The organism is Flavobacterium bizetiae (assembly GCF_902804475.1).
Taxonomy (GTDB): domain Bacteria; phylum Bacteroidota; class Bacteroidia; order Flavobacteriales; family Flavobacteriaceae; genus Flavobacterium; species Flavobacterium bizetiae.
On the sequence record NZ_CADCSU010000066.1, the window covers coordinates 1 to 13,587 of the forward strand.

Below are 13,587 nucleotides of genomic sequence, written 5' to 3' on the forward strand. Positions count from 1 at the left end.
ACCTCTATTCAACAATCGCTTGTCTTTTAAATTTTCAAAATATCTAGTCTGCACTTTTTATCAAATATAACTAAAAATATATTTGTGTCCAGACGGTAGCTCGTAAGCCTCTTTTTTTATTTCTATACATTTCCTATTTCGGATTCAGAATTAAATCAATTCTTTTGATACAATCTTCATAATGGTATTTTGTTTCTGTGTTTACCGGTTTTGCTTTGGCTGCTAAAAGAGTACTTCTTAAAGCAGTTAATTCTCCGCGAACCAAAGCTCTTACATCAGATTGCGCTACATTATAATAAATTACAGATCGGTCTGCTGGTTTGATTTCTTCTGTCATTAAAACGCCCATTCTGTCCAGATAACCTCTTTGCAAATTTCTTCTGTATATCGTTACATTAGCCGGCGTTGCAGTTTCTTTCCAGATTCCTTTTCGTGTATCTTTTAATAAATCTAATGCTTTATAAGTATCTGCACCTAGAATTTCATTGTCCATCAAACGGCCAATACGACCAATACTTAATAAATTATTTAAATGTCGCACCTGCAAAGCTCTAAACCTTTCTGTATAACCTGCAACATCCGTATTTTTTAAAGTATTTAGATTTACAATCCAGGTTGGCGATGCAAAAGCATTTGCCTGAAGCCAGTTCATTGCTTCTATTTGTTTCGCTTTTGGCACCACTTCATAAATGTTTCCGGTCTGATTTGGCTTTTTGGTGTTTTCATAAACTCCGCCCACATTGGTTACTACGTGACCAACATATCTGCTCCACACATCCAGCATTTCTTTATACAATTCATCTAAATCTCCGTAATCATTGGTCACATTACTGGTCCATTCATTTAAATGATTTGCCACATATTCAAGATTTTTAAGTCCGTATGAACTTGCTTTCATCGAATTATTTCCAATATCTTCTGTTTGAGTTGTAGGATCAAAAGCACTACTTTGTTTTCCGAATTTATATATTGGATTTCCGGCTTTCTCTAAAATCCATTTGTCTAAAGTTGAAACTTCATCTTTTGGAGATTTCACATTCGGAATCACTCTGTATCCCCAATTTACTGCATATTGGTCATAAGCACCCATTTTTCGAACAAAACGAATATTTTTATCTCCGGGCTGAGCGATATAATTAAAACGGGCATAATCCATAATACTGGCCGAGATTCCGTTTTGTTGCGTAAAATCACCGTTTCTGTAACTTTCTACATCATAAGCACAGCTTGCTGCCATATTGTGCGGAAATCCTAAAGCATGACCTACTTCATGAGCAATAACCATTCGCATCATCTCTCCCATTTCTTCGTCGCTGGTTTGCAACGTTCTTGCCGAAGGATTTGCTGCTCCGGTTTCTAACAAATATCGGTTTCTGTACGAACGCAAATGATTGTGGTACCAGATCACATCGCTTTCGATAATTTCTCCCGTTCGGGGATCAGAAACACTTGGTCCAACCGCATTACGCGTTGTACTTGCTACATAACGAATAACCGAATAACGAATATCTTCAGGACTAAAATCAGGATCTTCCTCTTTTGTTGGCGCGTCTTTTGCAATAATTGCATTTTTAAAACCTGCCGCTTCAAAAGGCTTTTGCCATTCTTCAATTCCTTGTTTAATATATTTTCTTAATTTTTCTGGCGTTGCAGGATCTAAATAATACACAATTGGTTTTATCGGTTCTACCAATTCTCCTCTTTGATACGCTTCAGGATCTTTAGGTTCTAATCTCCATCTGCGAATGTATGTTTTAAGGTCTGATTTTAATTCGCTGCTTCCGTAATCGTATTGGCTCACTGTAAACCATCCCACTCTTGGATCTGCTAATCTCGGTTTCATTGGTATTTCCGGCAATAAAACCATCGATTGATTCATCTGAATGCTTATAGCTTCTGTATCTTCTAACATTGATGGCTTAGAGGCATTATAAGTCATATCCTGAATTACCTCGATATTCATCGGAAAACTTTTAATCGTATTGATAAAACTTCTCGAATCATCCAATCCTTTTACCTTATAAGTTTCACGCATTTCTGCTGATATTCCGCTAATTGCTTTTACATCTGTGCTGTAAAATTTAGTAACATCAATTACTGTATTTGCTGAATCTTTGCTTAAAGCGACAATATCAAAAGCAAATAATGTAGGTTCATAATTGTTGGCTTTTACTGAAATACTAATAGGCAAAGTATCGTTTGCCACCGCATTGTATGATTTTGATTTGATGAGAATTTTATCCTGAAAACGTTGCCAAACTATTAATTGTTCACTGGTTTCAGAACCGGCATTTACATATCCTCCACCTAAATTTGCTGGTAATTTAGAAAGTCTGCTTACTAAAAGCATATCCTTATCTAAGTATTTATTGGGAATCTCGAAGTAATATTTTTTATCAACTTTATGCACGGTGAAAAGTCCTTCATCAGAAACAGCATCTTTGGTAATTACTTTACTGTATTCTTTTATCGTCGATTCTGATTTTTTCTCCGGTGGAGCAACTACAGTTTCTCCTTTTTTTGTTTCTTTCTTTTTAGATTGTGCATTTTGTTTGGTAGAAAACAGCATAAAAACTGTCATTGTAATAAAAATGAAAAATTTCTTCATTTATGGTAAGTTTAATGATTATTTGTTAAACAAAAATAATTTTTATTCTAAATATATAAGGATAAACATTCTCATTAACTTTTTATTAACTACTTCAAATTAAAATTTAATAGCTAAAAAAAGCCCAACTTTATTAAAGCTGGGCCTGAAATTGAAAATATATAATTCTTAAGTTTTAAAATGTCTTTGAAACTTTATCAATCGCATTAATTGTGAAGTCTAAATCTTCATAAGTCAACGCATCTGTAATAAACCATGTTTCGTAAGCCGATGGTGCGATATAAATTCCTTCCTGCAGTAAACCGTGAAAGAATTTCTTAAACGTTTCGTTATCTCCTTTTGCCGCCGTTTGAAAATCTGTAACCGGATTGGCATCAAAATGTACCGAAATCATAGAACCTACTCTATTGATCGTAAAAACAACATTATTTGCTTTTAAAACTCTATCGATTCCCGCTTCTAAATAAGCTGTTTTTTCTTCTAAACGGGTAAAAATTTCACGATCATTATCAAGTGCCTGCAACATGGCCAATCCTGCAGCCATAGCTAACGGATTTCCTGATAATGTTCCTGCCTGATAAACCGGACCAAGTGGTGCCAGATAATTCATGATTTCTTCGCGGGCAGCAAAAGCACCAACCGGTAAACCTCCGCCAATTACTTTTCCGAAAGTTACAATATCAGCATTGATATTATACAATTCCTGAACTCCTCCGCGGGCCAAACGGAAACCAGTCATAACCTCATCAAAAATTAATAAGATTCCGTTTGCTGTACACAATTCTCTTAATCCTTCTAAGAAACCTTTTGCTGGTGGAATACAACCCATATTTCCGGCAACTGCTTCGATAATAATCGCTGCAATTTCGCTTTTATTCGCTTCTACAAGAGTTTTTACATTCTCTAGATCATTGTATTTTGCCAACAAAGTATCTTTTGCAGTTCCTTCTGTAACTCCAGGACTATTTGGCGAACCAAAAGTTACGGCTCCACTTCCGGCCTGAATCAAAAATGAATCAGAATGTCCGTGGTAACAACCGGCAAATTTTACAATTTTATCTCTTTTTGTAAATCCACGAGCCAAACGAATGGCACTCATACAAGCTTCTGTACCTGAATTTACAAATCTTATTTTATCAATATTCGGAACCATAGAAACCGCCAAAGCAGCGATTTGAGTTTCTAATTCTGTTGGCATTCCAAAAGAAGTTCCCAGTTTTGCTTTTTCGATTACAGCATCAACAACAGGCTGATAAGCATGACCCAAAACCATTGGTCCCCAAGAGTTGATATAATCTATTAATTTATTTCCGTCCTCATCATACAAATAAGCACCTTGGGCACTTTTTACAAAAATTGGAGTTCCTCCTACTGCTTTAAAGGCTCTTACTGGCGAATTTACTCCTCCCGGAATTACTTTTTCTGCTTCAGCAAAAAGCTGACTACTTCTTTTATATAACATTTTTTATTTTAGATTTTTGAGTTCAGATTTTAGATTATAAACTGAGAACTTGATTTTAAAATTTAGATTTTAGATTGTTGGCAAAACTGAAAACTGAGACTGAGACTGAAAACTAAAAAAATTTACTTCACCTTCAATCGTTGCCCGATAGAAATGGCGTTGTCTGAAAGATTGTTTTTTTGTTTTAAGTCATCAACCAATACGTTGAATTTTTTTGAAATAGAATATAGAGTATCTCCTTTTTGAACTTCGTATGAATTAGGATCGTTTGCATTTGAATTTGATGCACTTTTTGTTGGAGTCGATACACTTTTAGTCGGAGTAGTTTTCTCGAAAGGTTTGTAATTTCTTCCCGTAACCTGACAATCGTATTGGTGCAGATTATACCTTTCGATATAACTTATTAATTTGTCCGGATAATTAGGATCTGTCGCATAACCAGCTGCTCTCAAACCTTTTGCCCAGGATTTATAATCGTCTTTCTCGTAAGTAAATAACGTTTCATATCGTTTTTTACCCACCAAAAACAAAGCGTGATCTCTATACGATTCTGCCGCTTCGGGATATTTTCTAAAACATTCCTGAGCTGAATCATCGTCATGACGAACACTTTCGCCCAACCAGTCTTTGTGGCATTTTATCCCAAAATGATTGTTTGCTTCTAATGCTAAATCACCTCTTCCTGCACCAGATTCTAAGATTCCCTGCGCCAAAATAATACTGGCAGGAATACCATATTTCTGCATGTTTCCCATTGCAATATCTTTATATTGCAAAACATAATTCGTAATTAAATCGCTGGTTACAACTGTTTTTGAAGTAGATTGAATAACCTCAGTTGTATTATTTGTAGAAGGGTAATTTTTTCCAATTGGTTTAACAGGAGCCTGTTTTTTAGTGGTTGCTACTCTTGGCCTCTGAACCGCTGCTGCTTTTTTGGTCGTCGCAATCGTAGGTTTACTCGACGAACAACTTACTAAAGTGGCAAGAATTAAGAATGTTATTATTTTTTTAACCATTGCTTTTAAGTATTGGTAATTTTTTCTGTTTCAATTTTATATTCATTCCGTCTATTCCCTGCAATCCGCCGGTATGAAGGAGCAATATTTTTGAATTTTCAGGAAAATAGTTTTTATGGATTAAATCTATAACGCCAAAAACCATCTTTCCTGTATAAATTGGATCTAAAGGCACTTTTGTTTCTTCAAAAAAAGTGTTGATAAATTCAATTAATTCTAAATTTATCTTTCCATAACCTCCAAAATGATAGTCAGAAATCAAATTCCAGTTATCTTGTTTTGCAAAAATACGAATTTCATCGGTTAAAAAGTCACCTTTTAACGCCGGAAACCCTAAAATTTTCTGATTTGGCAACGCACTATTGATCAATCCGGAAATTGTTCCGCCAGTTCCTACCGCACAACAAACAAAATTAAAAACAGCATCTTCAGCTGTCAAAATCTCTTCGCAGCCTTTTACGGCCAGTTCATTTGTTCCGCCTTCGGGCACTAAATAAAAATCGCCAAACTTCTCTTTTAATTTTTCGATAAACGAAATGTCACTTTTATGTCGGTAATCTTCTCTGGTGACAAACTCAAATTGCATTCCGTTTTCCTGAGCAAATTTCAACGTTGGGTTTTCTTCTATTTTATCAAAAAGTTCATCGCCGCGAATAACGCCTATGGTCTTGAATCCCTGCTCTTTTCCGGCATAAGCTACCGCTGCAATATGGTTCGAAAAAGCGCCGCCAAAAGTCACCAATGTATCTTTCTTTTCGGCTTTCGCCTGAAGTAAATTGTATTTTAATTTTCTTAATTTATTCCCCGAAATAAAAGGATGATTGAGATCGTCACGTTTTATAGTCAATGAAATATGATTAGGAAAGTTGATATGAATTTCCTGATTCAAAATCTATTTTATTTTAAAGTTATGTAATTCAAAAAACCAAAAAAAGATCGGTTTCTCAAATAATTTAAATCCGTTTCATTTGCATAAGCTTCTCTTTCAAAACTTATATTTCTGTACGCTAAATCTTTGTTTTTGTATTGTATTAACCTAATTATATATTCTAAAACGTAAAAAATATAAAATGGTAAAACGAGTAATTCTAATTGTTGACGAAGATGAATTTTTTCGTGATTCACAAAAACGGGATTCTCTTTATCTAAGTGGTATTTTAAAATTATAAATGGAAACACAGCCATTCCCCTATATCCTTTCGGAATTAAATATTTAGCAACAATTAGAAACATTAGCTGTAAAATTTATAAATTTGTAGATAAAAAATGTTCGATTTCATTAAAATGACAATCAAATTCGTTTATTTGATTTTAAATAAAGAAGAACATCAACCCATAACAGATTTATGAAAGAGCAAAGTAATGAAAATAAACTAATCGAAGGCGAAGATTTTTACTATACGCCCGAAGGTTATAAATGCTTTACTGAAAAACACCATCTAAAACGTGGTTATTGCTGCAAAAGTGGTTGCCGTCATTGTCCATATGGTTTTGATAAAAACACAGGTCAAATTAGAAAAAAAGTCTAATTAGATAATGTGCCAATTTGATAATGAGATAATTTGTTAGTTTAAAAATATATCAATTAGATAATTCAACAATCTAAAATCAATAATCTAAAATCTAAAATTGTAAATGGATATTCTCTTGCGAAAATTTAGGATTACCATCCACAAATCCTATCACAGGTCGGATATTCGTTATCCTTAGTTTTAATTTGAAAATGTATTAATGTACCAATGAGTCAATTCGAAAATTAGATAATTTGAATAAATTCTAATTCTAAAATTCCAATTGCATCAATTAATATTTCGCTCCGCTGGAGCTTTTGTATTGGGTGATTATTATTTCTATAAATATGTCGCCTTTCCAAGGCTTTATATCTATTTGGTAATTTACTTTTTTGAGCTCCATAGGAGCGAAATATTAGTAGAATCAATTCATCGTCAGTCGCATTTAAGCCCCAGAGGGTGATATTTTTATAGATTTAAGTTCCAGCCGGACAAAATAATCGAAAGAACAAAAAAATTAATCTGTTGTTAATCTTGCTAAATTACCTTAGCAACTTAGAACCTTAGCAACTAAGTACCTAAAAAAGAATATGACTTTTCAAGAACAAATAAAACAAGGAATTCCGTCAATATTACCTCCAAAAGCAACTTATGATTTGGCCATTAACCACGCGCCAAAACGAAAAGAAATTCTTTCGGCAGAAGAGAAAAAACTAGCGCTAAAAAATGCATTGCGTTATTTTGAAGCGAAACATCATGCTGAATTAATTAAAGAATTCTCAGAAGAATTAGAAACTTACGGTCGTATCTATATGTATCGTCTACGTCCTGATTACAGAATGTACGCACGACCAATTGATGAATATCCTGGAAAATCAATACAGGCAAAAGCGATTATGCACATGATTCAGAACAATCTGGATTATGCTGTGGCCCAACATCCGCATGAATTAATTACATATGGCGGAAACGGAGCTGTTTTTCAGAACTGGGCGCAATATTTATTGACGATGCAATATTTGTCTGAAATGACAGATGAACAGACTTTAACGATGTATTCAGGTCATCCGATGGGATTGTTTCCTTCGCACAAAGAAGCGCCAAGAGTTGTCGTTACCAACGGAATGGTCATCCCGAATTATTCTAAACCGGACGATTGGGAAAAAATGAATGCTTTGGGCGTTTCGCAATACGGACAAATGACAGCGGGAAGTTATATGTATATTGGACCTCAGGGAATCGTTCACGGAACGACAATTACGGTTTTGAATGGTTTTAGAAAAATAAAATTAAATCCTGAAGGCAATTTATTTGTTACTTCTGGACTTGGCGGAATGTCTGGTGCACAGCCAAAAGCCGGAAACATTGCAGGTTGTATTACGGTCTGCGCCGAAGTAAACCCAAAAATCACCAAAATTCGTCACGAACAAGGATGGATTAATGAGATTGTTACTTCGACTGAGGAATTGGTAAAAAGAGTCACTTTGGCGAAAGCCAATAAAGAAGTAGTTTCGATTGCTTATTTAGGAAATGTAGTTGATGTTTGGGAATGTTTCGATGAGGAAAACATCAAAATTGATTTAGGTTCTGATCAAACTTCGCTTCATAATCCGTGGGCTGGAGGTTATTATCCGGTTGGAATTTCTTTTGAAGAAGCAAACGAAATGATGGCTAATAATCCTGAATTATTCAAAGAAAAAGTACAGGAATCGTTACGTCGTCAAGCGAAAGCAATAAACAAACATACCGCAAAAGGAACTTACTTTTTTGATTACGGAAATGCTTTTTTACTTGAAGCCTCGCGCGCCGGAGCAGATGTAATGGCAGAGAATAATATAGATTTCAAATATCCGAGTTATGTACAGGATATTATGGGACCAATGTGTTTTGATTACGGTTTTGGTCCTTTTAGATGGGTTTGTACTTCAGGAAAACCGGAAGATTTACAAAAAACTGATACTATCGCCAGTCAGGTTTTAGAAGAATTGGCGAAAACTTCTCCGAATGAAATTCAGCAGCAAATGCAGGACAACATTAAATGGATCAAAGGAGCACAGGAAAACAAACTAGTTGTAGGTTCTCAGGCACGTATTTTATATGCGGATGCCGAAGGCCGAATTAAAATTGCCGAAGCCTTTAATCAGGCGATTGCAAAAGGCGAAATCGGAACGGTGGTTTTGGGTCGTGATCATCATGATGTTTCCGGAACTGATTCGCCTTACAGAGAGACTTCTAATATCTATGACGGATCTCGTTTTACAGCCGATATGGCAATACAAAACGTGATTGGAGACAGCTTTAGAGGAGCAACCTGGGTTTCGATTCATAATGGTGGCGGAGTTGGCTGGGGAGAGGTTATAAATGGTGGCTTTGGTATGGTTCTTGATGGTTCTAAAGAGGCTTCAAAACGTTTAGCGTCAATGCTTTTTTGGGATGTTAACAACGGAATTTCAAGACGAAGCTGGGCTCGAAATGACGAAGCTATTTTTGCTATAAAAAGAGCGATGGAAGTTGAGCCATTATTAAAAGTTACTTTACCTAATATTGTAGATGAAAATCTATTTTAGGGAAAGTTTCGTATTTAATTAAAAACGAAGAACATTAAAATTTTTAAACATATGAAAACATTCAAATTAGTGCCCGTTTTTTTGCTTTTACTATTAGCCTCATGCAGCACGGTAAGCGTATATTCTGATTACGATAAAAACGTAGATTTTGCGCCTTATAAGACGTATGCTTTTTTTAAGCCCGGAATTGATAAGGTTGAAATCTCTGATTTGGATAAAAGACGTATTCTACACGCCATAGACGAAGAAATGCAAGCCAAAGGTTTTACAAAAAGCGAAAATCCTGATTTATTAGTAAATATTTTTACAAAATCAAGAGAACAAGTAAACGTAAACCAATTTAGCGCCGGTTGGGGCTACGGTTGGGGTTGGGGATGGAATCCTTACATGATGTACGGAGGAAACCAAACTACTGTATCAACTTCTACAGAAGGAACTTTATTCATTGATTTAATCGATGCTAAAAAGAAAGAAATGATCTGGCAAGGTGAAGGAGTTGCAAGCTTAACTAAAAACGTCGATAAAAAAGATGCAAGAGTAAAAGAAATTGTATCTAAAGTTTTAGCGCAATATCCTCCGGTTAAAAAATAATTAATACATTTGCCTTTCAAATATCTGAAATGAAAAACTTAAATATCATTATTATCTCTATTAATATTATTGCTATTCAGCAATAATGGCGAGGTATTATATAAATAAGTAAACAAAATACAATTTATCAAACCTCCCGCATCGGGAGGTTTTTTTTATTTAACGAAGATTAAAGTCGCCACAAATTTCACGAATCAACGCGAATTATTTCTACTTTATTTGAGAATAAAAATTAGTGCTAATTCGTGCAATTCGTGGCAAAAAAAACAAAAATTATGAATCTATTTAACGAAGTACTTGCTGCAAAAAAGCAACTCGAAAATGTAGTTGCCGCTACTCCACTCACACAAAATTTAAATCTTTCAGAAGAGTTTCAATCGACTATTTTATTGAAACGGGAAGATTTACAAATTGTACGCTCATACAAAATTAGAGGCGCTTACAACAAGATTTCTTCGTTGAACGAAAAAGAAAAAGCAATCGGAATTGTTTGTGCAAGTGCCGGAAATCATGCGCAGGGTGTTGCTTATTCTTGTCATCTGCTACAAATACAAGGTAAAATTTATATGCCTAAAACAACTCCGAAACAAAAGGTAAAACAAGTTCAGTTGTTTGGAAAATCGTTTGTAGAAATTGTCTTAACGGGTGATACTTTCGATGATGCTTACGCGTCGGCCACAGCAGATGCCATTCAAAACCATAAAATATTTATTCACCCTTTTGATGACGAAAAAGTAATTGCAGGTCAGGGAACGGTAGGTTTAGAAATTCTGGAAAGTTTTAAAGAACCGATTGATTATGTTTTTGTTCCGATTGGCGGCGGTGGACTGGCTTCCGGATTATCTGAAGTTTTTAAGCATTTGAGTCCGAATACTAAAATTATTGGCGTTGAACCAAAGGGAGCACCATCGATGAAAACTTCTATTGAAGAAAATAAAAATACGGCCTTAAAAACGATTGACAAATTTGTAGACGGTGCCGCTGTAAAACAAGTTGGAGATAAAACTTTTGAAATTTGCCGATACAATCTCGAAGATATTATTCTGGTTCCCGAAGGAAAAGTGTGTACTACAATTTTACGTTTGTATAATGAAGAAGCCATGGTTGTAGAACCAGCGGGAGCTCTGACAATTTCTGCTCTGGATTTTTATGCCGATAAAATTAAAGGTAAAAACGTCGTTTGCGTGGTTAGCGGAAGCAATAATGATATTGAAAGAACGGCCGAAATAAAGGAACGTTCTTTATTATATGAAGGCTTGATGCATTATTTTATGATCCAGTTTCCGCAACGTCCGGGCGCTTTAAAAGAATTTGTAAACAATATTTTAGGACCGGATGATGACATCACTTATTTTCAGTTTGCTAAGAAAAACAGTCGTGAAGTTGGTTCTGTAGTGGTTGGTTTAGAATTAAAAAACAAAAACGACATTATGGCTATTAAATTGAATATGACGAAAAATGGTTTCGAATTTCAATACCTAAATGACAACCAGGATTTATTTACACAATTGATAGGATAAAACAAAAGGCTGTCTGAGTTTTAAATCAGACAGCCTTTTCAAACCAAAATAAAATCACTAATTAAAATTTAAAAATTGGTAATTATTTCTTTATTACTTTTTTAGAATAGGTGCTTTTACTATCGTTCACTTTAACTACATAAATACCTTTTGGTAATTGCGAAATTTCTATTTCGGCTTCATTTCCAGTGGTAAATTCAACGTTTCTTTTTAAAACATTTTGGCCGGAAGCATTATAAACTTCAACTTGTCCGGAACCTGAATTTGGGGTATTAATTTTTAAATAGTTATTTGTAGAATTAACATAAAGAGAAAAATCAGATACAGTATTAACCTCTTCTTCAACGGCAACTTTCTTAGCCGCAGAAGCTTCAACCTGTACCAATTGCCATTGCTGATTTAATCCTCCGGTATACGCCCAAACCTGAATATTAGCGCCGTTTGCCGTAGAAACACTTTCTACATCCAGGGATTTGCCACTATTTACATTAATAATTTGATAGTAACCTCCTCCAAGACTGTTAACTGTCCATTTGAATTCGTTTGAAGATGAGAATGCTCTTTGCTGTACTTTTATTCCGTCAGCTGTACTATTGCTTTCTGGTGCCAAATACAATCCTGTCGATTTTACAATGATGTAATAATTGCCACTTCCATCCGGAACAAACTTCCAGCGTTGATTGCTTCCTCCTCCACCGGTAATATCATATTGCTGAATGCGTCCTCCGCTTGTTGTCGAATTATCAGCAACATCTAATCCTTTATTACTGTTTCTTGAAATGATATTGTAATAGCCCGGAAAAGAAGTTGATGGTGGATTTCCTGCTGACCAGTTAAAAGTAACTGCTGATGATGCGGGAACTGAATAATTAAATGCTGACGATCCTGAAACTACTTTTATGGTATTGGCCGATCCTGAATTATAAACTACAAGTGCAATCGATCCGTCAGGGTTTCTAAAACTAACGGTTTGAATTGTACCGCTGGTACTTGAAGAACCAATTCTTACTGCACCGGGTTTTACAAATTTTGAGATTTGACCTATAATATAATATGCCACATTTCTAGTATAACTGGTACTGTTATTTACTGTAATCGCGCCTAAACAAGTATTACATCCGCCAGGAGTACGTGGTCCTAAACTTGGGTTATTTGCAGCATTCCATTCTAAAACCGTTTTAGACCAGTTATTCGTACTTCCTATTACTACGTTTTGCATGTGCCAGCCAAAATCTCCGCCAAAGTTTCCGCCTGATCCTGTATATTGTTCTGTAAAATAAACGTTTTTATTGGTTGCATTTCTTACGGTTGACATGGCCGAAATGTTTCCTAAATACAAATGAAACGCTGCACCATCAACATAACTGCTATTGTTTAAAACATCTATAGGATAAGCGGTGTTATCGCAATTATGATCAAAAGCTATAATTTTAACGCCTCCATAACCTGCCGCTGCCATTTGTGGCCCAAGTTGTTGATTGATAAAGTTTTTTTGTTCTGTAGAATTCATTAGCATACTTGGCTCGTTATGCGGATTCTCAGGTTCGTTTTGAGGCGTGATTCCCCAAATCGGAATTCCTTGTGCTTGCATAGCAGCAATGTATTTTACAAAATATCTCGCGTAGGCAGCGTAATATTGTGTTTGTAAGCTCCCGCCCACCCATGAATTATTGGTTTTCATCCATCTCGGTGCTGACCACGGTGTTGCTAATATTTTTATGTTGGGATTAATTTGCTGAATTTTTTTGATAATGGGAATTAAATATGTCAAATCCGGTCCGTTAAGACTAAAGTTGTTCATATTTACATCTCCTGAAGTTTCGTTGTAACTATAAGATGAACTGCTTAAATCTGAAGCAGCTATACTAATACGAACTACGCTGGCATTTAAGCCTGTAACAGGATTATACAAATCATTTAATAACTGATTTTGCTGAGTAGCTGCCATTGCGCTAATTACTTCGCAACTTCCCTCGGTAAGAGTGTAACCAAATCCGTCCATGGTCTGGTAGGTTGTTCCTGCATTAATAGTTACGGTTGAGGGATTGGTTCCTGAATTGGTACCGAAATTAACGGTGCCTTGTTGTTGTAATAATCTGGTTTGATCTCCGCTGGTAATCCACGGTGTTACGGTTTGTGCATTGACCTTAATAATAAACGAAATCATTATAATGACATACATCATTATTTTAAGGTTTACTGAAGTTGTTCGATTTTGGGTAGTTTTCTTCATGTTTTTGTGAGTTTTTGATAATTAAATTTTTCTTATTTTTTAAGATTAATTTTACTAATTAAACTCAATATTATGT

Annotated in this window: 10 protein-coding genes; 4 read left to right on the top strand and 6 right to left on the bottom strand. The window is 35.2% G+C overall.

Annotated elements, in window-relative coordinates:
* Positions 1-133 precede the first annotated feature (133 nt).
* The 5 genes from FLACOL7796_RS07435 to FLACOL7796_RS24650 all read right to left on the bottom strand — a co-directional run bounded on the left by FLACOL7796_RS07435 (position 134) and on the right by FLACOL7796_RS24650 (position 6,322).
* Positions 134-2,608: a zinc-dependent metalloprotease gene (locus tag FLACOL7796_RS07435; protein WP_173970184.1), complete on the bottom strand. Its 2,475-nt coding sequence runs from the start codon at positions 2,606-2,608 to the stop codon at positions 134-136.
* 175 nt (positions 2,609-2,783) lie between these two features.
* Positions 2,784-4,070 carry a glutamate-1-semialdehyde 2,1-aminomutase gene (gene hemL / locus FLACOL7796_RS07440; RefSeq protein WP_173970185.1) on the bottom strand — a complete coding sequence of 429 codons (1,287 nt, stop codon included), beginning with the start codon at positions 4,068-4,070 and terminating at the stop codon, positions 2,784-2,786.
* A 122-nt stretch (positions 4,071-4,192) separates the two neighbouring features.
* The gene (locus FLACOL7796_RS07445) at positions 4,193-5,089 is read right to left on the bottom strand and encodes a glucosaminidase domain-containing protein (protein WP_173970186.1); all 897 of its coding nucleotides are present in this window, start codon (positions 5,087-5,089) and stop codon (positions 4,193-4,195) included.
* The gene (locus FLACOL7796_RS07450) at positions 5,082-5,978 is read right to left on the bottom strand and encodes a 1-aminocyclopropane-1-carboxylate deaminase/D-cysteine desulfhydrase (RefSeq protein ID WP_173970187.1); all 897 of its coding nucleotides are present in this window, start codon (positions 5,976-5,978) and stop codon (positions 5,082-5,084) included. Before FLACOL7796_RS07450 ends, FLACOL7796_RS07445 begins: the two co-directional genes overlap by 8 nt.
* Before the next feature lie 8 nt (positions 5,979-5,986).
* Positions 5,987-6,322 carry a hypothetical protein gene (locus FLACOL7796_RS24650; RefSeq protein WP_232067317.1) on the bottom strand — a complete coding sequence of 112 codons (336 nt, stop codon included), beginning with the start codon at positions 6,320-6,322 and terminating at the stop codon, positions 5,987-5,989.
* Positions 6,323-6,435: 113 nt separating this feature from the next.
* Between FLACOL7796_RS24650 and FLACOL7796_RS07455 the strand changes: the two genes are divergently transcribed.
* The 4 genes from FLACOL7796_RS07455 (at position 6,436) to ilvA (ending at position 11,278) form a co-directional block, all read left to right on the top strand.
* On the top strand, positions 6,436-6,618 hold the full coding sequence (locus FLACOL7796_RS07455; protein ID WP_083694411.1) for a DUF5522 domain-containing protein: 183 nt from the start codon (positions 6,436-6,438) through the stop codon (positions 6,616-6,618).
* A gap of 572 nt (positions 6,619-7,190) precedes the next feature.
* A complete protein-coding gene (locus FLACOL7796_RS07460; protein WP_173970188.1) occupies positions 7,191-9,167 on the top strand; it encodes a urocanate hydratase in 1,977 nt (658 codons plus the stop codon).
* Positions 9,168-9,218: 51 nt separating this feature from the next.
* The gene (locus tag FLACOL7796_RS07465; protein ID WP_173970189.1) at positions 9,219-9,758 is read left to right on the top strand and encodes a DUF4136 domain-containing protein; all 540 of its coding nucleotides are present in this window, start codon (positions 9,219-9,221) and stop codon (positions 9,756-9,758) included.
* A 275-nt stretch (positions 9,759-10,033) separates the two neighbouring features.
* A complete protein-coding gene (gene ilvA, locus FLACOL7796_RS07470) occupies positions 10,034-11,278 on the top strand; it encodes a threonine ammonia-lyase IlvA (protein ID WP_173970190.1) in 1,245 nt (414 codons plus the stop codon).
* A gap of 82 nt (positions 11,279-11,360) precedes the next feature.
* Here ilvA and FLACOL7796_RS07475 read toward each other — a convergent pair whose 3' ends face one another.
* A complete protein-coding gene (locus tag FLACOL7796_RS07475) occupies positions 11,361-13,511 on the bottom strand; it encodes an RICIN domain-containing protein (RefSeq protein WP_173970191.1) in 2,151 nt (716 codons plus the stop codon).
* Positions 13,512-13,587: the final 76 nt, after the last annotated feature.

Excerpts from the sequence above, each read along its gene's own strand:
- FLACOL7796_RS07435 (WP_173970184.1), bottom strand. The coding sequence starts at position 2,608 with ATGAAGAAATTTTTCATTTTTATTACAATGACAGTTTTTATGCTGTTT.
- hemL (WP_173970185.1), bottom strand. The coding sequence starts at position 4,070 with ATGTTATATAAAAGAAGTAGTCAGCTTTTTGCTGAAGCAGAAAAAGTA.
- FLACOL7796_RS07445 (WP_173970186.1), bottom strand. The coding sequence starts at position 5,089 with ATGGTTAAAAAAATAATAACATTCTTAATTCTTGCCACTTTAGTAAGT.
- FLACOL7796_RS24650 (WP_232067317.1), bottom strand. The coding sequence starts at position 6,322 with ATGTTTCTAATTGTTGCTAAATATTTAATTCCGAAAGGATATAGGGGA.
- FLACOL7796_RS07455 (WP_083694411.1), top strand. The coding sequence starts at position 6,436 with ATGAAAGAGCAAAGTAATGAAAATAAACTAATCGAAGGCGAAGATTTT.
- FLACOL7796_RS07460 (WP_173970188.1), top strand. The coding sequence starts at position 7,191 with ATGACTTTTCAAGAACAAATAAAACAAGGAATTCCGTCAATATTACCT.
- FLACOL7796_RS07465 (WP_173970189.1), top strand. The coding sequence starts at position 9,219 with ATGAAAACATTCAAATTAGTGCCCGTTTTTTTGCTTTTACTATTAGCC.
- ilvA (WP_173970190.1), top strand. The coding sequence starts at position 10,034 with ATGAATCTATTTAACGAAGTACTTGCTGCAAAAAAGCAACTCGAAAAT.
- FLACOL7796_RS07475 (WP_173970191.1), bottom strand. The coding sequence starts at position 13,511 with ATGAAGAAAACTACCCAAAATCGAACAACTTCAGTAAACCTTAAAATA.